Here is a 20,782-nt window from a genome sequence, read left to right as displayed (position 1 = left end):
GGTACGCCGGCGATGCCGACCCGGAGGCCACGGTCACCCGGTTGCACACCGCCGTCGGCGAGGGCCGGATCGACCTCGACGAGTTCGCGCAGCGGGTGGACGCGGGCTGCTCCTCGACGACGACCGCCGAGCTGCCGGTCCACCTCGCCGACCTGCCGGCGAGGGGTGCGCGGGTGAAGATCGTCGGGCAGGTGCAGACCCCCGCGTTGCCGGCGACGAGCGTGTTCGGCGACATCCGCGTGTCCGGTGCGGCGGTGCCACCGGCGCGCGCCCGCACCGTGTTCGGCGACGTCCGCGTCGACCTGCGTGACCTGCGCACCGACGCCGACGCGGTCGAGGTGCAGGTCGGCAGCCTGGCACCGGGGGAGTCGCCAGCCGCTGGCTGGCGGTGCTGGAGCCTGGCCACCTGCGCGGCAACGCCTTGATCGGGCCAGCACCCGCCGCTGGGGTGACCACGGCTCACTCGCAGTCCTCGGCCGGAGTCAGCTGACCCTCAGGTGGCTGACACGAGACGAGCCGGCTGGGTCCAGCACCGGGGAGCTGGCGCTCAGCCGGGTGCCACCACTGCCAGACCATGGAAGGCCGCTGCGTCGGACAGTTGGCTGTCGTACGTGAGCAGGGTGTCCACAGCCGCTGATTCGGCCGACACCAGGTGCACCGCGTCCAGGGTGCCCAGCAGGCGTCCGGGTGCTGCCGGCACCCGTCCGGCTCGGCGCAGCAGCTCGGGTGTGACGGTGATGACGTGCACCGGCCCGAGCACGGCGTCGATCGCCGACCGAGGCAAGCCGTAGGCGAGCCCCGCCCGGTACATCTCGGTGTGCAGGAGCGCTGAGCCGAACAGTCGGCGTCGCGCAGCAGCCAACCAGGCCAGCAGTGCTGGTGTGTCCGCCTCGCGCTTCACCAGCTTGAGCAGTGCCGAGGTGTCGATGTAGACGTTCACCGACGGCCGCGCAGCTCAGCGATGAGCTCCGCGGTCGACGGCCCCTCCAGGTCCATCGGCTCCGGCAGGGCTGCGACGTCCAGCTCGTGCGCTGCCGGGATGATCTCCCCGGTCGCCACCATCTCGTCGAACCGGGACAGCGGCGGCCGAGGTGGCGAGAGCAGGGCCGCAGGCTCTCCGTTGTTGGTGATCACGAAGCTCTCGCCGGCGGCCACCCGACGGAGCACCTCTGAGCTGTTGTTGCGCATCTCCCGGTGACTGATCGACTCCATCAGCTCAGCGTACTACGCCGTAGCACGCCTGGCGGGCCTCACTCCCCGTCGAACGGCACCGCGGAGTAGGCGCGCAGCTTCTCCAGCGAGTGCAGGCTCTCGATCGAGCGGATGGTGCCCGAGCGCGAGCGCATGACCAGCGACTGCGTGGTGCAGCCGCCGGCCCGGTACTGGACCCCGCGCAGCAGCTCGCCGTCGGTGATGCCGGTGGCGACGAAGAACACGTCACCGCGCACCAGGTCGTCGATGTCCAGCACCCGGTCCAGGTCGTGTCCGGCGTCGACGGCCTTCTGCCGCTCGGCGTCGTCCTTGGGCCAGAGCCGGCCCTGCAGCGCGCCGCCCATGCACTTCAGCGCGCAGGCGGTGATGATCCCCTCCGGGGTGCCGCCGATGCCCAGCAGCAGGTCGACGCCGGTGCCCTCGCGGGCGGCGGCGATGGCGCCGGCGACGTCGCCGTCGGTGATGAACTTGATCCGGGCGCCGGCCTCGCGCACCTCGGTGGCCAGCTTCTGGTGCCGCGGGCGGTCGAGGATGCAGACCGTGACGTCGCCGCGGGACACGCCCTTGGCCTTGGCGACCCGGCGGATGTTCTCCTTGACCGGCAGCCGGATGTCCACGACGTCGGCGGCGACCGGCCCGGTGGCGATCTTGTCCATGTAGAACACCGCGGACGGGTCGTACATCGCGCCCCGGTTGGCCACCGCCATCACCGCCACTGCGTTGGGCATGCCCTTGGCCATCAGGGTCGTGCCGTCGACCGGGTCGACCGCGACGTCGTACTCCGGGCCGGTGCCGTCACCGACCTCCTCGCCGTTGTAGAGCATCGGCGCCTCGTCCTTCTCGCCCTCGCCGATGACCACCACGCCGCGCATGCTCACGGTGCCGATCAGCGCCCGCATGGCGTCGACGGCGGCGCCGTCGCCGCCGTTCTTGTCCCCGCGGCCCACCCAGCGGCCGGCGGCCATCGCCCCGGCCTCGGTCACCCGGACCAGCTCCATGGCCAGGTTGCGGTCGGGCGCGGGACGGTCGGTGAGCCGGGTGTCGGCCCGTCGGGTGACGACGCCCACCGGGTCGCTGGCCGTCAGGGGCGCCTCGGGCAGGGGCAGGGACACGCAGACCTCCTAGGTGGAACAGTGCTGCGATCCTAGGGGAATGAGCGACACCGTCCCCGACGACCACCGTGCTGCTGAGCACACCCCGGACGGGGGTGCGACCTCGGCGGACGCGCCCGCCGACGGCGCGACGCCGCCCGCGCAGTCACCTGCGATGGAACGGCTGGGCCGGTTCACCGCGGCCAACATGCTGCGCTCGATGCTGCCGCTGATCGTCATCTGCCTCGTGCTGGCGGGCGTCGCCGCGCTCAAGCAGAACAACGTGGACCCGGTCACGGAGGTGGAGACCGCGACGACGGTGCAGTTCGCCGCGCGGACGGCCGACTACGAGCTGGAGGCACCGGCCGGGTTGCCCGACACCTGGCGGGCGACCAGCGCCCGCACCGACGCCGGGCAGGCGAGCCCGGGCGACCCGGTCACCCTGGAGCTCGGCTACTACACGCCGGAGGGGGAGTACGCCGGCTTCGTGACCAGCGACGACGCTCGCGACCCGGCGCTCACCCGGGTCACCGACGGCGACACCGAGCAGGGGTCGGAGGAGATCGGCGGCCAGACCTGGACCCGGGTGGAGACCAGCCGCGGCGAGACCGCCTTCGTCCGGGACGACGACGGCGCGACCCTCGTGGTCACCGGTTCCGCCGACGAGGACGAGCTGCGCACCCTCGCCGCCGCCGTCCAGCCCCAGCCCCGCACCTGACCCCGGCCCTTTCCGCGAAAGTGGCCGCTGGGTGCCTGTCCAGACCGGCCCTTCCCGCGAAAGTGGCCGCTGGGTGCCTGTCCAGACCGGCCGTTCTCGCGACAGGGGTCGGGGTCGGGGTCGGGGTCAAGGGGCGTCCGGGGGTGCGGCGACGGCCAGGCGCTCGCGGGCGCGGTCCAGCCAGTGCTGGCAGACCTCGGCCAGCTGCTCGCCGCGCTCCCACAGCGACAGCGACTCCTCCAGGGTGAGCCCGCCGGCCTCCAGCCGGCGCACCACGTCGGCCAGCTCCTCCCGGGCCTGCTCGTAGCTCTGGCTGGGCTGCTCCTCCGACGTCACGGTGTCGCATCCTCCCCGGCGCCCGCGGGCTGCACGCGCACGGGTAGCCGGCCGCCGGCCACCCGCACCGCGAGCAGCTCGCCGGCGGACACCTCCGCTGGGTCGCGCACCAGGGCGCCGTCGGCCCGCTGCACGACGGCGTAGCCGCGCTCCAGCGTGGCCGCCGGGGAGAGCGCCGCGACGCGGGCGCGGGCGTGCTCCAGGTCGCGCTCGGCACCCTCGACGCGGTGGGTGAGCGTGCGCACCGCGCGGGCGCGCAGCGCGACCACCTCGTCGGCCCGGCTGCCCAGCAGCCGCTGCGGCTCGGCCAGCACCGGCCGGCTGCGGGTGGACTCCAGCCAGCGCTCCTGCTGGTCCAGCCGCGCGCTGAGCAGGGCCCGGGCGCGGGCGCGCAGCCCGTCGACCAGCCGGCGCTGCTCACCGATCTCCGGCACCACCCGGTGCGCAGCGTCGGTGGGGGTCGCGGCCCGGACGTCGGCGACGTGGTCGACCAGCGTCGTGTCGGTCTCGTGACCGACCGCGGTGACCACCGGCGTGCGGCAGGCGGCGATGGCCCGCACCAGGCCCTCGTCGGAGAACGGCAGCAGGTCCTCCACCGACCCGCCACCCCGGGCGATGACGATGACGGCGACCTTGGGGTCGGCGTCCAGCCGGCGCAGGCCCTCCATCACCGAGGCGGCCGCGGTGGGGCCCTGCACGGCGCAGTGGTGCACCGCGAAACGGATCGCGGGCCACCGCCGGCGGGCGGTCACCAGCACGTCGCGCTCGGCGGCGCTCTCCCGGCCGGTGATCACCCCGAGCACGGCCGGGGCGAACGGCAGCGGCCGCTTGCGCACGGCGTCGAACAGGCCCTCGGCCGCGAGCAGCTGGCGGATCCGCTCGATCCGGGCCAGCAGCTCACCGAGGCCGACCGCCCGGATCTCGGTGGCCCGCAGCGAGAAGGAGCCGCGGGCCACGTAGTAGTCCGGGCGGGCGCGCACGATGACCCGGGCGCCCTCGGTGAGCTCCAGGCCGGGACGGTCGGCGACGTCCCGGTGGCAGGTCACCGGCACGGACAGGTCGGCCGCCGGGTCACGCAGGGTGAGGAACACCGTGGCCGCCGCTCCCCGCCGGGACAGCTGGGCGACCTGGCCCTCGACCCAGACCTCCCCGAGCCGGCCGATCCACTCGGCCACCTTGCGGGCGACCGTGCGGACCGGCCACGGCGACTCGGGGGACGACGGGCTGGTCACCGGATGGCCGTCAGCTGTCGGCCTGCAGCCGCTTCAGCCGGTTGCGCAGCATCGTGACGTAGGGCGCCCGGCCGCGGGTGGCCTCCTCGTACTCCAGCAGCGCCTGCACGGTCTCGACGCTGTACCGGCGCAGGTGCCCGCGCAGCGAGGCGATGCTGAACTGGTCGTAGCCGTCGACCGGCTCGCTGTGCGTCCCGGCCGCGACCGGCTCCTCCGGCTCGTCGGTTGCGGCGTCGGGCTCGGCGGTGGCGTCGTCGGCATCCGGCGTCCCGGAGGCCGGCTCCTGCGTGCCGGCCTCCTCTGTGGGATCGCTGTCGGGGACGGCGTCCGTCGTGGGGGTGCTGTCGGAGATGGCGTCGGTGCCCAGGGGGCCGGCGGTGTCGTCGGCGAGCACGGCGGCCTCCGTGCTCTCGGAGATCTCGCCGGTGTCCGGGACCTCCTCCAGCGCCGCGGCGACCTCGGTGCTCACCGCGTCGGAGGTCTCGGCGGCGGGGTCCAGCACCGCCTCGGGCGCGTCCGCGGGGGCGCGCTCGTCGCCCGGCGCCGAGGTCGCGTCCCCGGCGTGCGCGTGGTGCCCGTGCGGGTGCTCCAGGTGCTCCTCGGCTGCCACGACGCGCTGGTCCAGCGGCGCCTCGAGGCCGATCTCGTCGGCCACCTCCTCGACCGCGTCGATGACGGCGTCGGCGATCGGGTCGTCGGGCAGGCTCTCCACGACGTCGTCGGTCAGGCTCGCCGCGCGGCGGGCGGCCCGCTCGTCGATCTCGGCGTCGTCCTCCAGCAGGCCGTCCAGCGTCACGTCACCGAGCACGGCGGCGTCGAGGGCGGCGTCCGCGTCGGACCGCACGGCGTCGTCGGGCGCGGTGCCGGCAGTGGCGGTGTCGACCGGAGCGGTGTCGACGGGAGCGGTGTCGTCGGTGGTGCTGTCGTCGGTGGCGGTGTCACCGAGGGCGAGGGTCAACTCGTCGGCGGCGGCAGCGTCCGGTACGACGGCGAGCTCGTCGGCCGTGCCCTCCACGACCGCCAGCGCCACGGCGACGTCGTCGACGTCCAGGCCCTCGACCGAGGGGTCGGCGGCACCCTCGACGACCTCGGCGGCCACGTCGTCGGCCAGCTCGTCGAGCAGCTGGTCGGTCAGCTCCTCCTCGGTCTCCTCCGGGACGTCCTGCACCAGGTCGAAGGACGACGTCCGGTTGCCCAGCCCGGCGCCGCGCGGCGGGGGCGGCGGCAGCTCGTCGTCGTCGTCGAAGGTGGCCAGGCCGCGGTCGGAACCGCCGCGCAGCTCGTCGAAGAGCTCGTCGCCGCGGGCGACCAGGCCGGAGTACTGCTGCTGCAGGCGCAGCGAGGTCTGCAGTGCCAGCCCGAGCACGCGCACCGGCAGGCCAGGCAGCTCCTCGGGCAGCTTGCGGACCTCGTCGACGACGGTGGCGGCCAGTCCTACGGCGGCTCGGAGGGCCATGGGGATCTCGGGCATGCCCCAAGAGTGCCTCAGGACGGCGACCGTGGCAGGCCGACGGTGCTCCGCTCCACCCCCCGAGTGACGCACGTCGCGGCTCGGGTCGTCCGGCGCCACGGCTGCGCCGGCGCCCCTACCATGGGGTCATGGCTGAACAGCGCGGACGCGTCCTGCTCGCCGATCCCCGGGGGTACTGCGCCGGTGTCGATCGTGCGGTGATCGCGGTGGAGCGAGCTCTGGAGATCCACGGGGCCCCGGTCTACGTGCGCAAGCAGATCGTCCACAACAAGCACGTGGTGGCGACCCTGGAGCGCAAGGGCGCGGTGTTCGTCGAGGAGACCGACGAGGTGCCCGAGGGCTCGGTCGTCGTCTTCAGTGCCCACGGGGTGTCCCCGGCGGTGCACGAGCAGGCACGTGAGCGGCAGCTGCGCACGATCGACGCCACCTGCCCGCTGGTCACCAAGGTGCACATGGAGGCCAAGCGCTTCGCGCGCGACGACTACGACATCCTGCTGATCGGCCACCGCGGGCACGAGGAGGTCGAGGGCACGATGGGCGAGGCCCCGGCCCACACCCAGCTGGTCGACGGCGCGGACGACGTCGCCTCGGTGCAGGTGCGCGACCCGGACAAGGTGGTGTGGCTGTCCCAGACCACGCTGTCGGTCGACGAGACGCTGGCCACGGTCGACCAGCTCAAGGGCCGGTTCCCGGGTCTGCAGGCGCCGCCGAGCGACGACATCTGCTACGCCACGCAGAACCGGCAGCAGGCCGTGAAGCAGATGGCCGCCGACTGCGACCTGGTCGTCGTGGTCGGCTCGACGAACTCCTCGAACTCGGTGCGGCTGGTCGAGGTCGCCCTGGAGGCCGGTGCCCGCGACTCCCACCTGGTCGACTACGCGACCGAGATCGACGAGGCCTGGCTGGACGGGGTCTCCACGGTCGGTGTCACCAGCGGCGCCTCGGTGCCGGAGATCCTGGTCAGCGAGGTGCTGGACTGGCTCGCCGCGCGCGGCTACGCCGACGTGGAGACCGTGGTGGCGGCCGAGGAGCGGCTCGTGTTCGCCCTGCCGCACGAGCTCAAGCCGCGCCGCGCGGCGCTGGCCGTCGACACCGAGGCCGCCACGGCCGACTGAGCACCAGGCAGCCCCAGGCCCAGGCCCAGGCCCAGGCACGACGACGGCCCGGCCCCTCCGTGGAGGGGCCGGGCCGTCGTCGTGCGGACCGGGTCAGCGGCGGGCGGCCATCCGCAGCAGGGCGATGACCAGGGCGGCGCCGGTGGCGAGGGCCATCGCGGGGAAGCCGCGGATCAGCAGCGTCGCGATGCCGGCCAGGCCCACCGAGGAGGTCAGCGCGGTGCCGATCAGCGCGGCGGCGATGTAGACCAGCGGGGGGGACACGACGACGGTGGCGAGGTCGCGCCGGCGCACCAGCAGGGTGGCCAGTGCGGCGGCGATCACCAGGCCGGCGGTCGTGATCAGGCCCAGCCCGGTGCTGAGGTAGGAGTCGACCACCGCGGTGAGCAGGGTCATCAGCAGCATCGCGAGCACGGCCAGTGACCCGCGCAGCCGGGAACCGGTGGGTTCGGGCCGGGCGGGCTCCACCCGGCCGCGGCCGGTGCTGCGCAGCGGGCTGGACCCGTGGGCGACCTCGTCCGAGGCCCAGGACGACGCGCGGTCGTCCGGTCGGGCCTGCGGGCGTCCACCGGCAGCGGGTCGTGGCCCGCGCGGCAGTGGCGGCACCGGGTGTGGGCGACCGGCAGCCGGTCCGCGCTCTGGGCGCACGCCGACCTCCCTGCTGACGTCAACAGCACGCATGGATGCGATGGTGCCCCTCCTTCGACCTGCGACGGCAGAGGCCGACCGCTGCTCAGGGAGAACCGTAACTGCCGACGCTGAGAACTGGGTGCACGTTGCCGGGAGTGGCGGCGCCCTCGTGGTCCGCCGTGCGTGACGGGGCGGACGGGTGGGGCGCGGCGTGACCGCTGGGGATGCCGGGCCGGGTGGGATCAGCCGGTGGCGCCGTCCGGAGCCCGGTGGGATGGCAGGTCGTGCGGTGCCCGCTCACGGCCGGCTGGGTGGTCTGGCAGATGTTGTGCGAGAGGCCCGGTGCCGGTGGCGCCGGGTGCGGGCGGCGGCGGCACCGCGCGCAGCGGCCGCACGCCGGTGTCGACCGGGGTGGGGGCGGGCACCGGCGACTCGGCGACCCCCAGGTCGTCGAAGCGTCGGGCGGCCACCAGCACGGAGTTCTCGTAGGAGCCGACGGTGTCGTTGTAGCGGCCGACGGCGGAGCCGAGCGCGGAGCCCAGCCGGGTCAGGTGGCCGGACAGGGTGGCCAGCCGGGCGTGCACGGTGCGGCCGACCTCGAGCACCGCGGTGGCGTCGCGGGCCAGCCGCTCCTGCCGCCAGGACCACGCCACGGTGCGCAGCAGGGTGAGCAGCGTGCTCGGGGTGGCGATCACCACGTCCCGGGCGAAGGCGTGCTCGAGCAGGGCCGGCTCGGCCTCCAGTGCGGTGATCAGGAAGCCGTCGGAGGGCACGAACAGCACGGTGAACGGCGCCGCGGAGCTGAACGCCGACGGGTAGTGCCGGGCGGCGAGCACGTCGACGTGGGCGCGCAGCTGCCGGGCGTGGTCGGCGACCCGCTGGGCCCGGACCGCCTCGTCGGTGGCCTGCACCGCCTCGATCCAGCCGGCGAACGGCACCTTGGCGTCGACGAGCACCTGCCGGCCGTCGGACAGGGTGACGACCAGGTCGGGGCGCACCCGGGCGCCGTCGGAAGTGGTACCGCCGGGCTGCTCGACGAAGTCGCAGTTGTCCAGCAGGCCGGCGACCTCGACCAGCCGGCGCAGCTGCACCTCGCCCCACCGCCCGCGCACGTGCGGGGTGCGCAGCGCGGTGACCAGGGCGGAGGTCTCCTGCCGCAGCAGGGCGGAGGTGGCGCCCACCGTGCTGACCTGCTCCCGGAGCTCGCCGTGGGCGGTGGCGCGGTCGCGCTCGATGCCGGCGAGCAGGCGGTGCAGGTGGTCCAGCGACTCGTGCACCGGCTCCAGGCCGGCGTCGGCGGGCTGCCGGCGGCCGAGCAACGAGACGAGCCCGAGGGTCACCGCGGTGGCCAGCAGGGCCCCGACGACGAGCCCGAGCAGCAGGGAGGTCACGTCCATGCCGCGAGGGTGCCCGACCCCTCCGACATTCCGGTGTCGCCGGACCGGTGTGGGCCGAACGGCTGCTCACACCGGGACGGCGGCGTGCGCGGCCTCGTGGTCGAGCAGCCAGCGCTTGACCGGGGTGCCCCAGCGGAAGCCACCCAGCCCGCCGCCGGTGGCCAGCACCCGGTGGCAGGGCACGAACAGCGCGGCGGCGTTCCGCGCGCAGGCGCCGGCCGCAGCCCGGATCGCTGCCGGCCGGCCGCAGCGCACGGCGAAGGCGGCGTAGGTGTCCGGCGTCCCGGCCGGGACGGTCCGCAGCACCTCCCAGGCCTCCTGCAGGAACGGCCCGGACCGCTGCCGCACGACCACGTCGTCGATGGCGGCCACGGAGCCGGCGTGGAAGGCCTCGACGACGTCCATCACGTCGAGCCGGTCGACGCGCTCCACCGACGCCGGGCGCAGCGAGGCGTGCACGACCGGCACCAGGTCACCGACGTCGGCGGTCCAGCCGCTGGCCAGGACGACGTCGCGTCCGTCGTCGTCCGCGGTGACCAGAGCGGTGAACGGGCCGGGCGGCGTGGCGACGGTGGTGAAGCGGGCGGTCATGACGAGCTCCTGACAGGACGGGGATGGCGGGTGAAGAGGGAGGGCACGGCGAGCGCCCAGAGGTGCTGGACGGCGTAGGAACGCCAGGGCCGCCAGCGGGTGGCCGCGTCGGTGTCCGAGCTGCCGACCAGGGCCAGGCTCTTGCGCACCGCGAGGTCGCCGGGCAGCCAGACGTCGGGGTCGGCCAGCCCGCGCATGGCCACGATCGCGACGGTCCACGGGCCGATGCCCGGCAGGGCGAGCAGGTCGCGGGAGGCCTCGGCGCGGTCGGCGCCCGGGTCGAGCGTCACCGTCCCGTCGGCCAGCGCGGCGGCGAGGATGCCGACGGTCCGCCGGCGGGCGCCGGTCAGCCCGACCGTCGACAGGTCGGCGGAGGCCAGGGCCGCGGCGCGCGGGAAGACGTGGGTCAGCGTGCCGACCGGTTCGGCGAGCGGGGTGCCGGCGGTGGTCAGCAGCCGGGCGGTCAACGTGCGGGCGCCGGCGACCGACACCTGCTGGCCCAGCACCGCCCGCACGGCCAGCTCGTCGGCGTCCGGGGAGGCCGGCACCCGCCGCCCCGGCGCGGCGGCCACGAGCTCCCGCAGTGCCGGGTCGGCGCCGAGCACCTCGTCGACGGCGACCGGGTCGGCGTCCAGGTCGAGCAGGCGCCGGCAGCGGGACACCGCGGCGCCCAGGTCGCGCAGCTGGGAGAGCCGCAACCGAGCGCTGATGCCCCCGGCGGTGGGGGAGAGCTGCACGACGGCGGGGCCGTGCGGCAGGTCGAGCACCCGGGAGAACGTCGTCCCGTCCCACTCCTCCAGGCCACCGACGGCGTGCGCCCCGAGGAAGAGCAGCACCTCCTCGGCCGGGTAGGGCGCGCGGGCGGCCAGCCGCAGGGTGAGCCAGCCCGGTGCGCCGCCGTCCACCCGCGGGGTCGCCGGGCGCAACGCCGACGGGGTGGTCGCGAAGACCTCGCGCACGGTGTCGTTGAACTGCCGGATGCTGGCGAACCCGGCGGCGAAGGCGACGTCGGCCATCGGCAGCGTGGTGGTCTCGATCAGCAGCCGGGCGGTCTGCGCGCGCTGGGCCCGGGCGAGCGCGAGCGGGCCGACCCCCAGCTCGCCGACGAGCAGCCGGTTCAGCTGCCGCTCGGAGTAGCCCAGCCGGCCGGCCAGCCCGGGCACGCCGGCCCGCTCGACCTCGCCGTCGGCGATCAGCCGCATCGCCCGGGCGACGACGTCGGCGCGGACGTCCCACTCCGGCGACCCGGGGACGGCGTCGGGGCGGCAGCGGCGGCAGGCCCGGAACCCGGCGTGCTGCGCGGCGGCGGCGGTGGTGTGGAAGGTGACGTTGCGGGCCAGCGGGGTGCGCGCCGGGCACGACGGGCGGCAGTAGATCCCGGTGGTGTGCACCCCGGTGAAGAACCACCCGTCGAAGCGGGCGTCGCGGCTGGCCACGGCGCGGTAGCAGCGCTCGGCGTCGAGGCCCTGGAGGATCACGTCACCGAGCATGCCAGCGCCCCGCACCTGCTACTGGCGGTTTTCGGACGTCACCGTGCGAGCTCGGGGTGGGCCGCGACCAGCCGCTTCGGCGCCCGGGCCAGCCACGCCTCGGTGACCAGCTCGGTCAGCAGGTCGGCGTCGAGCTCGTCCAGCCGCACCAGCACCGCGGCGAACCCCTCGAAGGACCGGACCGTGAAGCAGACCTCCGGCTCCTCGACCAGCAGCGCCTCCTTGGCCCCCAGGTCGGGCACCCGGACGGCGAGCACCGGGCCGGTGGGCGCGGCGGCACCCAGGTCGGCCAGCTCCTTGGGCCGCATCAGCCGCTCCCACGCGAAGGCGGGCCGGCCGGCGACCGACCAGCCCCGGGTGCGGTGCACGGCGCTCACGGCGGTCTCCGGCAGCGCCAGGCAGGCCCGCTCGACATCGTCCCAGGTGGCCATGGAGGTCAGGTCGGCCGGTGCTCGGCCACCAGGCGCTTCGGCGCCGTCGACGCCCACGCCTCCTCCACCAGCTCGGCGAGCAGCTCGGGCCCGAGTTCGTCCAGGCGCACCAGCACGGCGGGGTGGCCGTCGAAGTGGCTGGTGGTGAAGCAGGCGGCAGGCTCCTCGGTCAGCAGCGCCTCCTTCACGCCGACGTCGGGCACCCGGACGCCGAGGACCGGGCCGGCCGGGGCGGCGTCGCCCAGCTCGGCCAGGTCCTTCTTCCCCAGCGGGCGCTCCCACACGAAGCTCTTCCCGCGCACCGCCCAGCTGCGCTTGCCGTAGGAGGTGCCCTCGGCCGTCTCCGGCAGCGCCAGACAGGCCCGCGCGACGTCGTCCCAGCTCGACATGGCCGGACGCTAGCGCTTCTGACCGACGAGGACGCCGATCCCGTCGAGCAGTCGGTCCAGACCGAACTCGAAGGACCGGCGGGGATCGCCAGCCCCGAGCTCCTCGCCGGCGACCGGGCCCACCCGGGCGGCGGTGGGGAAGCGCTCGGCGTCGAGGACCTGCGCGACGTACGGCTCGGTCGCCGCCCACCACTGGTCCTCGGTGATGCCGGTGACCCGCTCGGCGTCGGCCTTCTCCTGTACCCCGCCGACCGCGCCGCGCACGAAACCGGTCACCAGTGTCACCAGCAGGTCCATCTCGACCTCGGGCAGGCCCAGCCCGTCGACGGCGCGCAGCTCCAGCTCGTACTTGCGCATCAGGTGCGGGCCCAGCGGCGGCCGCCCGGTGGCCAGGTGCAGCGCCCAGGGGTGCCGGACGAAGAAGTCCCAGTTCGCCCGGGCCACGGTCGAGAGCCGGTTCCGCCAGTCGCCGGCGACCACCAGCGCCTCGTCGGGGTAGAGCTCGGCCAGGACGGCGTCCAGCATGAGGTCGACCAGTTCGCCCTTGCCCGGCACGTGGCTGTACAGGGTCATCGCGCCGACACCCAGGTCGGTGGCCACCCGGCGCATGGACAGGGCGGCCAACCCCTCCGCGTCGGCCAGCCGCACAGCCGCGGCGACGATCCGGTCGACGTCCAGGGTCGGACGGGGTCCTGGCCGGGCGGCACCGTTGAGCGGGACGCGCCACAGCAGCGCCATGCTGCGGGCCGGGTCGCCGGTGCCGGTGAACTCCGTCGCCATGTCTCCCACTCTCCCGCACGAGGTCCTGGCGGAGTGACTCCGTACGGCGTACGGTACTCCTCGGACCTGATGACGTACAGCGTACGGAGGTAGCCGGTGACCGGTGCGATCTCGATCCAGGGACTCGCCAAGAGGTACGGGGAGAAGGTGGTCCTCGACGGGATGGACCTGCAGGTGGCGCGGAGGTCGGTGTGCGCGCTGCTGGGCCCGAACGGGGCGGGCAAGACGACGGCGGTCCGGGTGATGACCACCCTGGTGCGGCCGGACGGCGGAACGGTGCAGGTCGCCGGGTTCGACGTGCGCCGCCACCCGCGGGAGGTGCGGCGGCGCATCGGCCTGGTCGGGCAGCAGCCCGCGGTGGACGACGTGCTGGGCGCGCGGCAGAACCTGGTGCTCTTCGCCCGGCTGCACCACCTGGACCGGCGGGCGGCCGGGGTGCGCGCCGACGAGCTGCTGGCCCAGGTCGGACTGCTCGACACGGGGTCGACGCCGGTCCGGGACTTCTCCGGCGGGATGCGACGCCGGCTGGACATCGCGGCCGGGCTGGTGCTGGCGCCCGAGGTGCTGTTCCTCGACGAGCCGACGACCGGGCTGGACCCGGCCGGACGCCGCGACGTGTGGGAGGCGATCCGAGCGCTGGTCGCGCGCGGGACGTCGGTGCTGCTCACGACCCAGTACCTGGAGGAGGCCGAGCAGCTGGCCGACGACGTGTGCGTGCTGGACGGCGGCCGGGTCGTCGCCCGCGGCACTCCCGGCGAGCTGACGGCCGCGGTCGGCGGGGACCGGCTGGAGCTGGTGGTGGCCGACCCCCGGCGGGCCCAGGAGGCGGTGCTGCTGGCCGAACGGGCGGCGGGCAGCGCCCCGGGTTCAGCACCGCCCGGCACGGGGGAGCGGGTCGTCGTGCCGGTCGCCCGGCGGCACGGCGTCGTCGGGGCGGTGGTCCGGGCGCTGGACGAGGCGGGGATCGCCGTGGACGACGTCGTCCTCCGCCCCACCACCCTGGACGAGGCCTATCTCCGGATCACCGGCCGGGACGACGAGCGCGCGGAGGTGTCGGCATGACCGCGGTCCTGGCGGGGGAGACCCTCGGTGCGCGGGTCCGGTGGGCGGTCACCGACGCGCTGACGGTGGCCGGGCGGGACGTCGCGCACTGGCGCCGGCAGCCCGCCGCCGTCCTGGTGGGCGCGCTGTTCCCGGTCCTGCTGCTGCTGATGTTCACCTACCTGCTCGGCGGCGGCATGGTGGTGCCCGGAGGCGGTGACTACCGGGACTTCCTGGTGCCCGGCATGCTCGCGCTGTCGATGGTCTTCGGCGTCGAGGCGACGATGACCGCCGTCGTCACCGACACCGCGCGCGGCATCACCGACCGGTTCCGGTCGCTGCCGATGGCCCCGTCGGCGGTGGTCGCCGGTCGCTGCCTGGCCGACATGGCGTCCTCCGCCGTCGGGCTGGTCGTGCTGATGCTGGCCGCGCTGGCGATCGGGTGGCGGCCGGCGGGCGTCGTCCCGACTCTGGCGGCCGTCGGGTTGTTGCTGCTCCTGCGGCTGGCGTTCCTCTGGATCGGCATCTGTCTTGGCCTGCTCGCCCGCGACCCGTCGATGGTCGTGGCCGTGCAGATCCTCGTGTGGCCGTTCGCCTTCCTCTCCAACGCGTTCGTGGCGGCGTCGTCCATGCCGGGCTGGCTGTCCACGATCGCGGAGTGGAACCCGGTCGCGGGCACGGTGACCGCAGTGCGCGAGCTCCTCGGTGCCCCGGTCGACACCGCCGGCGGCTGGGCGACCGACCACGCCATGACCCTCGCCGTGGTGTGGCCGATGGTGCTCACCGCGGTCTTCGCGGTCCTGAGCGTGCGCCGCTTCCAGGGCCTGTCCCGGTGAGCGTCGTCGGTACCCGGTGGGATGCTCCGGCCGTGATCACTGACGCCGGCTACGGCTGCATCCAGGTGCGCGGCGCGCGGGAGAACAACCTGCGGAACGTGTCGGTCGACATCCCCAAGCGGGCGCTGACCGTCGTCACCGGGCTCTCGGGCTCGGGCAAGTCCTCACTGGTGTTCGCCACCATCGCCGCCGAGTCGCAGCGGCTGGTCAACGAGACCTACCCGCCGTTCCTGCAGTCGCTGATGCCGCGGTTCGGCCGGCCCGACGTCGACGCGGTGGAGAACCTGTCGGCGGCGATCGTGGTCGACCAGGGCCGGATGGGCACCAACGCACGCTCGACGGTGGGCACCGCCACCGACGTCTCGGCGCTGCTGCGGGTGCTCTTCTCCCGGCTGGGGCTCCCCGCCGTGTGGCCGGCCTCGGCGCTGGGCGCCAACGACCCGGCCGGCATGTGCCCCGAGTGCGAGGGCCTGGGGCGCACCAGCCAGGTCGACGTCGACGCGCTGGTCGACCGTGACAAGTCGCTCGACGAGGGGGCCATCGACTTCCCCAACTTCGCCGTCGACTCCTGGTTCTGGACGATCTTCGCGAAGTCCGGCTTCTTCGACCCGGCCGCCAAGCTGCGCGACTACACCCCCGACCAGTGGGACACGTTCCTGTACCGCGGCGAGGGCAAGGTGCAGAACGGCAGCATGAAGTCCACCTACGAGGGCCTCATCCCGAAGCTCCGACGGCTGTACCTGTCCAAGGAGGCGGCCGACCTGCAGCCGCACGTGCGGCGGGCGGTCGAGCGCATCACCACCACCGGCCCGTGCCCGGAGTGCGGCGGCACCCGGCTCAACGAGGCCGCGCGGAACTGCCGGATCGACGGCGTCTCGATCGCCGACTGCTCGGCGATGCAGGTCGACGGCCTGCTGGAGTTCGTCTCCTCGCTGCGGGCGCCCGGGCTGGAGCGGGTGGTCGACGGCCTGGCCGCCTGCCTGCGCGACCTCGCCGACATCGGGCTGGGCTACCTCAGCCTCGACCGGGCGTCCTCGACGCTGTCCGGCGGGGAGAGCCAGCGGGTCAAGATGGTCCGGCACCTCGGCTCGGCCCTTACCGACATCACCTACGTCTTCGACGAGCCGTCGGTCGGGCTGCACGCCCACGACGTGCAGCGGCTCAACGAGCTGCTGCTCCGGCTGCGCGACAAGGGCAACACGGTGCTGGTCGTGGAGCACAAGCCGGAGGTCGTGGCCATCGCCGACCACGTCATCGACATGGGTCCCGGTGCCGGCACCGGCGGCGGTCAGGTGGTCTACGCCGGGCCGGTCGAGGGTCTGCCCCGGGCCGACACGGTCACCGGCCGGCACCTGGCGCGGCACCAGGCGGTCGCGGCCACCGGGCGCACCCCCACCGGTCACCTGCGGATCAGCGACGCCCGGCTGCACAACCTGCAGGGCGTCACCGTCGACGTGCCCACCGGCGTGCTCACCGCCGTCACCGGGGTCGCGGGCTCGGGCAAGAGCTCGCTGGTGCTGGGCTGCCTCCCGGCCCAGCACCCGGGCGTCGTCGTGGTCGACCAGAGCCTCACCCGCGGCTCGACCCGGTCCAGCACCGCGACCTGGACCGGCATCCTCGAGCCCATCCGCAAGGCGTTCGCCAAGGCCAACGGGGTCAAGCCCGCCCTGTTCAGCGCCAACTCCGAAGGGGCCTGCCCCGAGTGCAACGGGCTCGGGCTGATCTACACCGACCTGGCGTTCCTGGACACCGCGGTGAGCGTCTGCGAGACCTGCGAGGGCCGCCGGTTCACCGCCGAGGTGCTCACCTACACGCTGCGCGGCAAGGACATCAGCCAGGTGCTGGCCATGCCGGTGGTCGAGGCCCGGGAGTTCTTCCCGGAGAAGGTGATCGCACCGGTGCTGGCCGCCCTGGAGGACGTCGGGCTGGGCTACATCACCCTCGGCCAGCCGCTGAGCACCCTGTCCGGCGGCGAGCGCCAGCGGCTCAAGCTCGCCGTCGAGATGGCCGGGGACAGCGCCGTCTACGTGCTCGACGAGCCGACCAGCGGCCTGCACATGGACGACGTCGACCGGCTCATCGGCCTGCTGCACCGCATGGTCGACAGCGGCCGCACCGTGGTCGTGGTCGAGCACAACCTGGACGTCGTCGCCCGCGCCGACTGGGTGATCGACCTGGGCCCCGGCGCCGGGCACGACGGCGGGCGGGTGGTCTTCGAGGGCACGCCGGCTCAGCTGCTGGCGGCGACCGGGTCGCTCACCGCCGACCACCTCCGGATGCGCGCGCCGACAGCAGGCTGAACTCCACCGTCCACCGTCCGGTGGACGGTGGACCCACGACCCGGTCGTCCCGATCACCTGCCGCGCCGGGCGAGGCTCGGTGCATGACGACGACAGAACGAGAGCCGGTGGTCGTGGACACCGTCCGCGACGCACCGGCGGTGTGTGTGCGGGGCCTGCGCAAGAGCTACGGCGGGCGCGCGGTCCTGGACGGGCTGGACCTCGAGGTGTCCCACGGCGAGTGCGTCGCCCTGCTCGGGCCGAACGGAGCGGGCAAGACCACCACCATCGAGATCCTCGAGGGTGTCCGCGCCCGCGACGCGGGTCAGGTGCTGGTGCTCGGTGAGGACCCGGCCGTCGCCGGGCGCGGCTGGCGGGCACGCGTCGGGGTGGTCACCCAGGGGGAGGCTGCCGGTCAGGCGCTGACTGTCCTCGAGACGGTGGAGCACTTCGCCGTCTACCACGCGCGCCCGCGACCGACCGCCGACCTGCTGGAGGCGGTCGGGTTGCAGGAGCAGTCCGGCACCCGGGTGGCGCAGCTGTCCGGCGGCCAGCGCCGCCGGCTCGCGGTCGCCCTCGGCGTCCAGGGGGACCCGGACCTGGTGTTCCTCGACGAGCCGACCACGGGCATGGACCCGGTGGCGCGCAGGCAGTTCTGGGAGCTGGTCCGCGGCCTGCGGGCGGCGGGCACGACGGTCGTGCTCACCACGCACTACCTGGACGAGGCCGCCGAGCTGGCCGACCGGGTGGCGGTCGTCTCCGCCGGTCGCCTGGTCGAGGTGGCACCGCCGCGGGAACTCGGCGCGTCCCTGCGCCGGCAGGTCACCGTCACGTGGACCGAGGACGGCAGGCCGCGCCAGGTGCGCACCGAGAAGCCCGAACCGCTGCTGCGCGACCTCCTGCTCACCCACCGCCACCAGTGCGTACCCGATCTCACCGTCACCCGGCCGACGCTGGAGGACGTCTACCTGCAGCTGATCGGCGCCACCGGACCCACCGAGGAGAGACCATGACCGCGACCGTTCCCCCGCCGAGTGCCGACCGGGCGTCCCGGCCGGCCGGCCCACGCCCGTCCCCGCCTCCGCTGGCACGCATCTCATGGGCCCGGGTCGGGCTGGAACTGCGGTTGTTCGCCCGCGACCGGCAGCAGGTGGTGTTCTCCTTCGCCTACCCGGTGGTGATGATGGTCGTGTTCGGGTCGGTGCTCGGCGGGGACGACTCGCCCGGTGGCGTCCCGTTCCCGCAGTACTTCCTGGCCGGCATCGCCGCCACCGGCATCATGCTCACCAGCTTCCAGGCCCTGGCCACGTCGATCGCCGTGGAGCGGGAGAGTGGCCAGCTGGAGCGGCTGCAGCTCGTCGGCACGCCTCCGGTGGCCTACTTCGCCGGCAAGGCCGGTCAGGTGCTGGTCACCACCGTGGCGCAGGTGGCGCTGCTTCTGCCGGTGGCCCGGTACGGGTACGACGTGCCGATGCCCGCCGACGCCGGCCGCTGGCTGACGTTCGCGTGGGTGGCGGTGCTCGGTGCGCTGGCCGGGACGGTCGTCGGCATCGCGGCGTCGGCGCTGCCCGGTTCCGCGGCGTCGGTGGGCACCGGGGTGTCGGCGGTCGCCGTCGTCCTGCAGTTCTTCTCCGGGGTGTTCTTCGCCTTCTCCGAGCTGCCCGAGTGGATGCAGACGGTGGCCGGGCTGTTCCCGCTGAAGTGGATGACCCAGGGCATGCGCTCGGTGTTCCTGCCCGACGAGGCAGCGGCGTTCGAGTCCGGCGGGGGCTGGGACCACGCGGGGATCGCCCTCACCCTTGCCGCGTGGGCCATCATCGGCGTCGTGATCTGCGCGCGGACCTTCCGCTGGCGGCAGGGGCGCGAGTGAGCTGGGCCGCCCGCCTGCGAACCGCCGTCGGACCCGCCCGGGGCGGGGACGACGGCGGCCCGCCGCTGTCCGAGCGCGGCTGGCGGACGACCGTCGTCGGGGTCCACGTGGTCTTCGTGGTGATGCTGCTGATCGCTGCAGCCGCCACTCGGGTCGACGCCTTCGACGGCCCGCGCACCGCGACGCTGGCCGTCCTGGCCGCGCTCGGCGTCTCCTACGCCGTGCTGGGCGCGCCGGCGCTGAGCGGGGACCACCCGTGGCGGGCGATCGGCTACCTGCTGACCCTGGTCGTGGTGCTCGGCCTGCTCAGCCTCTGGGCGTCCCAGCTGCTGTTCCTGCTGTTCCTGGCCTACCCGCAGGTGTGGTTCCTGGTGGAAGGCGTACGGCCGGGCGTCTTCTGGACCGTGCTGCTCGCGCTGGCCAGCAGCGCCGGACCGGTCGTCGAGGTGGTCCGGGGCGAGCAACCGGTGTCCGGGGTCGTCGACTCCGCGGTCGGCCTCACCTTCAGCATCGCGCTGGGGGTGTGGATCAGCCGGGTGCTCGCCCAGAGCCGGGAGCGGGCCTCGCTGATCGAGCAGCTGGAGTCGACCCGGGCCGAGCTCGCCACCGCGCACCGTGAGCAGGGGGTCGTCGCCGAGCGCGAGCGGCTGGCCCGCGAGGTCCACGACACCCTGGCGCAGGGGTACACCAGCATCGTCGTCCTCGCCCAGACTGCCGCCGTCCAGGTCGACCGCGACCCGGCGGGAGCCCGGGAACGGCTCGCGCTCATCGAGGAGGTCGCCCGCGAGAACCTCGCCGAGGCCCGCGCGATGGTGGCGGCGTTCTCGCCGGTCGCACTCGACGGTTCGACGCTGGTGGAGGCCCTGCAGCGGCTGGCCGACCGGTTCGGCCGGGAGACCGGGACGTCCGTCCGGGTGGACGCGGTCGCGCTCGGCGACGGGGCGGTGCTGCGTCGCGACGAGGAGATCGTGCTGCTACGCGGCGCCCAGGAGGCACTGACCAACGTCCGGCGGCACGCGGCCGCCTCCGCCGTCGTCGTCCGGCTCTCGCGGGTGCGCGGGGTGGTGTCGGTGCACGTGGAGGACGACGGGGTGGGCTTCGACCCGTCCCGGGCGCACGGCGCGGGCCTCACCGGCCTGCGTGACCGGGTGGGACAGGTGGGCGGCTCCGTCGAGGTGGCGTCCGCGCCGGGGGAGGGGACCCGGGTGACGGTGCGGGTGAGCGGGGCGTGACGATCAGGGTGCTGGTGGCCGACGACCACCCGGTGGTCCGTGGCGGGCTGGTCGGCTGGCTCGACGCGCAGCCCGACCTCGAGGTCGTGGGCGAGGCAGCCGACGGGGTCGAGCTGCTGGCCGCCGTCGCCGAGCACGCGCCGGACGTCGTCCTGATGGACCTGCGGATGCCGCGGATGGACGGCGCGACGGCGACGGCTCGGCTGGCCGCGGCGCACCCGGCGGTGCGGGTGCTGGTGCTCACCACCTACGACACGGACGCCGACATCGTGCGCGCCGTCGAGGCGGGAGCGACGGGGTACCTGCTGAAGGACACCCCGCTGCCCCAGCTGGCCGAGGCGGTGCGGTCCGCGGCGCGGGGGGAGACGGTGCTGGCCCCGCCGGTGGCGGCCCGGCTCCTGTCGCGGCTGCGGGCGCCGGCGGCCGACGCCCCCACCGCCCGCGAGCTCGAGGTGCTCGCCGGCGTCGCCCGGGGGCTCACCAACGCCGAGATCGGCCGGGAGCTGTTCATCGGTGAGGCCACGGTGAAGACCCATCTGCTGCGGGTCTTCGCGAAGCTGGGGGTCGACGACCGCACGCGCGCCGTGCTGGTGGCCGTGGAGCGGGGCCTGCTGCCGCCGCCCGGCGGCTGAGAGGCGGCG

22 protein-coding genes and 1 pseudogene are annotated in these 20,782 nt (G+C 74.7%); 10 read left to right on the top strand and 13 right to left on the bottom strand.

Features of this window, described 5'->3' with window-relative positions; genetic code table 11:
* Positions 1–17 precede the first annotated feature (17 nt).
* A pseudogene (locus G1H19_RS09270) lies at positions 18–425 on the top strand (DUF1707 SHOCT-like domain-containing protein); the annotation flags it as partial.
* 122 nt (positions 426–547) lie between these two features.
* Here the strand turns inward: G1H19_RS09270 and G1H19_RS09265 are convergent.
* Genes G1H19_RS09265 through glpX form a run of 3 tightly spaced genes read right to left on the bottom strand, consistent with a single transcriptional unit; the run spans position 548 to position 2,324 of the window.
* Positions 548–940, bottom strand: a complete 393-nt coding sequence (locus G1H19_RS09265; protein WP_152729995.1) for a type II toxin-antitoxin system VapC family toxin — start codon at positions 938–940, stop codon at positions 548–550.
* Complete coding sequence (locus G1H19_RS09260; RefSeq protein ID WP_152729994.1) at positions 937–1,212, bottom strand: type II toxin-antitoxin system Phd/YefM family antitoxin; 276 nt, start codon at positions 1,210–1,212, stop codon at positions 937–939. Before G1H19_RS09260 ends, G1H19_RS09265 begins: the two co-directional genes overlap by 4 nt.
* Positions 1,213–1,250: 38 nt before the next feature.
* On the bottom strand, positions 1,251–2,324 hold the full coding sequence (gene glpX / locus G1H19_RS09255) for a class II fructose-bisphosphatase (protein WP_268895991.1): 1,074 nt from the start codon (positions 2,322–2,324) through the stop codon (positions 1,251–1,253).
* Between the two features lie 40 nt (positions 2,325–2,364).
* On the opposite strand from glpX, the gene G1H19_RS09250 reads away from it, so the two are divergent.
* Positions 2,365–3,021 (top strand): DUF4245 domain-containing protein, encoded by a 657-nt coding sequence (locus tag G1H19_RS09250; RefSeq protein ID WP_152729993.1) that lies wholly within the window; start codon positions 2,365–2,367, stop codon positions 3,019–3,021.
* A 126-nt stretch (positions 3,022–3,147) separates the two neighbouring features.
* Here G1H19_RS09250 and G1H19_RS09245 read toward each other — a convergent pair whose 3' ends face one another.
* Genes G1H19_RS09245 through G1H19_RS09235 form a run of 3 tightly spaced genes read right to left on the bottom strand, consistent with a single transcriptional unit; the run spans position 3,148 to position 6,060 of the window.
* A complete protein-coding gene (locus G1H19_RS09245) occupies positions 3,148–3,357 on the bottom strand; it encodes an exodeoxyribonuclease VII small subunit (RefSeq protein WP_162393085.1) in 210 nt (69 codons plus the stop codon).
* Positions 3,354–4,589: an exodeoxyribonuclease VII large subunit gene (gene xseA / locus G1H19_RS09240; RefSeq protein WP_162393086.1), complete on the bottom strand. Its 1,236-nt coding sequence runs from the start codon at positions 4,587–4,589 to the stop codon at positions 3,354–3,356. Before xseA ends, G1H19_RS09245 begins: the two co-directional genes overlap by 4 nt.
* A 10-nt stretch (positions 4,590–4,599) precedes the next feature.
* The gene (locus G1H19_RS09235) at positions 4,600–6,060 is read right to left on the bottom strand and encodes a hypothetical protein (RefSeq protein WP_152729992.1); all 1,461 of its coding nucleotides are present in this window, start codon (positions 6,058–6,060) and stop codon (positions 4,600–4,602) included.
* A 128-nt stretch (positions 6,061–6,188) separates the two neighbouring features.
* Between G1H19_RS09235 and G1H19_RS09230 the strand changes: the two genes are divergently transcribed.
* Positions 6,189–7,175 (top strand): 4-hydroxy-3-methylbut-2-enyl diphosphate reductase, encoded by a 987-nt coding sequence (locus G1H19_RS09230; protein ID WP_152729991.1) that lies wholly within the window; start codon positions 6,189–6,191, stop codon positions 7,173–7,175.
* Positions 7,176–7,268: 93 nt separating this feature from the next.
* On the opposite strand, the gene G1H19_RS09225 is transcribed toward G1H19_RS09230, so the two are convergent.
* From G1H19_RS09225 to G1H19_RS09195, 7 genes are all read right to left on the bottom strand, one after another.
* Complete coding sequence (locus tag G1H19_RS09225) at positions 7,269–7,781, bottom strand: DUF6542 domain-containing protein (RefSeq protein ID WP_152729990.1); 513 nt, start codon at positions 7,779–7,781, stop codon at positions 7,269–7,271.
* 266 nt (positions 7,782–8,047) lie between these two features.
* Entirely contained in the window at positions 8,048–9,202 is a 1,155-nt protein-coding gene (locus tag G1H19_RS09220) for a DNA recombination protein RmuC (protein ID WP_152729989.1), read from the bottom strand.
* 66 nt (positions 9,203–9,268) lie between these two features.
* Entirely contained in the window at positions 9,269–9,793 is a 525-nt protein-coding gene (locus tag G1H19_RS09215; RefSeq protein ID WP_152729988.1) for a methylated-DNA--[protein]-cysteine S-methyltransferase, read from the bottom strand.
* The gene (locus G1H19_RS09210; protein ID WP_322099367.1) at positions 9,790–11,271 is read right to left on the bottom strand and encodes a DNA-3-methyladenine glycosylase 2 family protein; all 1,482 of its coding nucleotides are present in this window, start codon (positions 11,269–11,271) and stop codon (positions 9,790–9,792) included. Before G1H19_RS09210 ends, G1H19_RS09215 begins: the two co-directional genes overlap by 4 nt.
* Positions 11,272–11,321: 50 nt before the next feature.
* The gene (locus tag G1H19_RS09205) at positions 11,322–11,714 is read right to left on the bottom strand and encodes an MmcQ/YjbR family DNA-binding protein (protein ID WP_152729986.1); all 393 of its coding nucleotides are present in this window, start codon (positions 11,712–11,714) and stop codon (positions 11,322–11,324) included.
* Positions 11,715–11,719: 5 nt separating this feature from the next.
* Entirely contained in the window at positions 11,720–12,103 is a 384-nt protein-coding gene (locus G1H19_RS09200) for an MmcQ/YjbR family DNA-binding protein (RefSeq protein ID WP_152729985.1), read from the bottom strand.
* A 9-nt stretch (positions 12,104–12,112) separates the two neighbouring features.
* Entirely contained in the window at positions 12,113–12,883 is a 771-nt protein-coding gene (locus G1H19_RS09195; protein WP_152729984.1) for a TetR/AcrR family transcriptional regulator, read from the bottom strand.
* Between the two features lie 96 nt (positions 12,884–12,979).
* On the opposite strand from G1H19_RS09195, the gene G1H19_RS09190 reads away from it, so the two are divergent.
* The 7 genes from G1H19_RS09190 (at position 12,980) to G1H19_RS09160 (ending at position 20,773) form a co-directional block, all read left to right on the top strand.
* Positions 12,980–13,945 (top strand): ATP-binding cassette domain-containing protein, encoded by a 966-nt coding sequence (locus G1H19_RS09190; protein ID WP_162393087.1) that lies wholly within the window; start codon positions 12,980–12,982, stop codon positions 13,943–13,945.
* Positions 13,942–14,760, top strand: a complete 819-nt coding sequence (locus G1H19_RS09185; protein WP_152729983.1) for an ABC transporter permease — start codon at positions 13,942–13,944, stop codon at positions 14,758–14,760. Before G1H19_RS09190 ends, G1H19_RS09185 begins: the two co-directional genes overlap by 4 nt.
* Before the next feature lie 32 nt (positions 14,761–14,792).
* Positions 14,793–17,060, top strand: coding sequence for an ATP-binding cassette domain-containing protein (locus G1H19_RS09180; RefSeq protein WP_162393088.1), 2,268 nt, complete (start codon positions 14,793–14,795; stop codon positions 17,058–17,060).
* A gap of 83 nt (positions 17,061–17,143) precedes the next feature.
* Positions 17,144–18,052, top strand: a complete 909-nt coding sequence (locus tag G1H19_RS09175; RefSeq protein ID WP_152729982.1) for an ABC transporter ATP-binding protein — start codon at positions 17,144–17,146, stop codon at positions 18,050–18,052.
* Positions 18,049–18,909, top strand: coding sequence for an ABC transporter permease (locus G1H19_RS09170; protein ID WP_152729981.1), 861 nt, complete (start codon positions 18,049–18,051; stop codon positions 18,907–18,909). The genes G1H19_RS09175 and G1H19_RS09170 overlap by 4 nt, the downstream gene beginning before the upstream one ends.
* Positions 18,906–20,141, top strand: coding sequence for a sensor histidine kinase (locus tag G1H19_RS09165; RefSeq protein ID WP_235928157.1), 1,236 nt, complete (start codon positions 18,906–18,908; stop codon positions 20,139–20,141). Before G1H19_RS09170 ends, G1H19_RS09165 begins: the two co-directional genes overlap by 4 nt.
* Positions 20,138–20,773: a response regulator gene (locus G1H19_RS09160; protein WP_162393089.1), complete on the top strand. Its 636-nt coding sequence runs from the start codon at positions 20,138–20,140 to the stop codon at positions 20,771–20,773. The genes G1H19_RS09165 and G1H19_RS09160 overlap by 4 nt, the downstream gene beginning before the upstream one ends.
* Positions 20,774–20,782: the final 9 nt, after the last annotated feature.

The sequence above is a fragment of the Goekera deserti genome (genome assembly GCF_010685995.1).
Classification (GTDB): domain Bacteria; phylum Actinomycetota; class Actinomycetes; order Mycobacteriales; family Geodermatophilaceae; genus Goekera; species Goekera deserti.
Note: the sequence above shows the minus strand (reverse complement) of the source record. Positions and strands in the feature narration are given on the sequence as shown.

Excerpts from the sequence above, each read along its gene's own strand:
- G1H19_RS09175 (WP_152729982.1), top strand. The coding sequence starts at position 17,144 with ATGACGACGACAGAACGAGAGCCGGTGGTCGTGGACACCGTCCGCGAC.
- G1H19_RS09250 (WP_152729993.1), top strand. The coding sequence starts at position 2,365 with ATGAGCGACACCGTCCCCGACGACCACCGTGCTGCTGAGCACACCCCG.
- G1H19_RS09170 (WP_152729981.1), top strand. The coding sequence starts at position 18,049 with ATGACCGCGACCGTTCCCCCGCCGAGTGCCGACCGGGCGTCCCGGCCG.
- G1H19_RS09230 (WP_152729991.1), top strand. The coding sequence starts at position 6,189 with ATGGCTGAACAGCGCGGACGCGTCCTGCTCGCCGATCCCCGGGGGTAC.
- G1H19_RS09235 (WP_152729992.1), bottom strand. The coding sequence starts at position 6,060 with ATGCCCGAGATCCCCATGGCCCTCCGAGCCGCCGTAGGACTGGCCGCC.
- G1H19_RS09215 (WP_152729988.1), bottom strand. The coding sequence starts at position 9,793 with ATGACCGCCCGCTTCACCACCGTCGCCACGCCGCCCGGCCCGTTCACC.
- G1H19_RS09205 (WP_152729986.1), bottom strand. The coding sequence starts at position 11,714 with ATGGCCACCTGGGACGATGTCGAGCGGGCCTGCCTGGCGCTGCCGGAG.
- G1H19_RS09220 (WP_152729989.1), bottom strand. The coding sequence starts at position 9,202 with ATGGACGTGACCTCCCTGCTGCTCGGGCTCGTCGTCGGGGCCCTGCTG.
- G1H19_RS09195 (WP_152729984.1), bottom strand. The coding sequence starts at position 12,883 with ATGGCGACGGAGTTCACCGGCACCGGCGACCCGGCCCGCAGCATGGCG.
- G1H19_RS09185 (WP_152729983.1), top strand. The coding sequence starts at position 13,942 with ATGACCGCGGTCCTGGCGGGGGAGACCCTCGGTGCGCGGGTCCGGTGG.
- G1H19_RS09200 (WP_152729985.1), bottom strand. The coding sequence starts at position 12,103 with ATGTCGAGCTGGGACGACGTCGCGCGGGCCTGTCTGGCGCTGCCGGAG.
- G1H19_RS09260 (WP_152729994.1), bottom strand. The coding sequence starts at position 1,212 with ATGGAGTCGATCAGTCACCGGGAGATGCGCAACAACAGCTCAGAGGTG.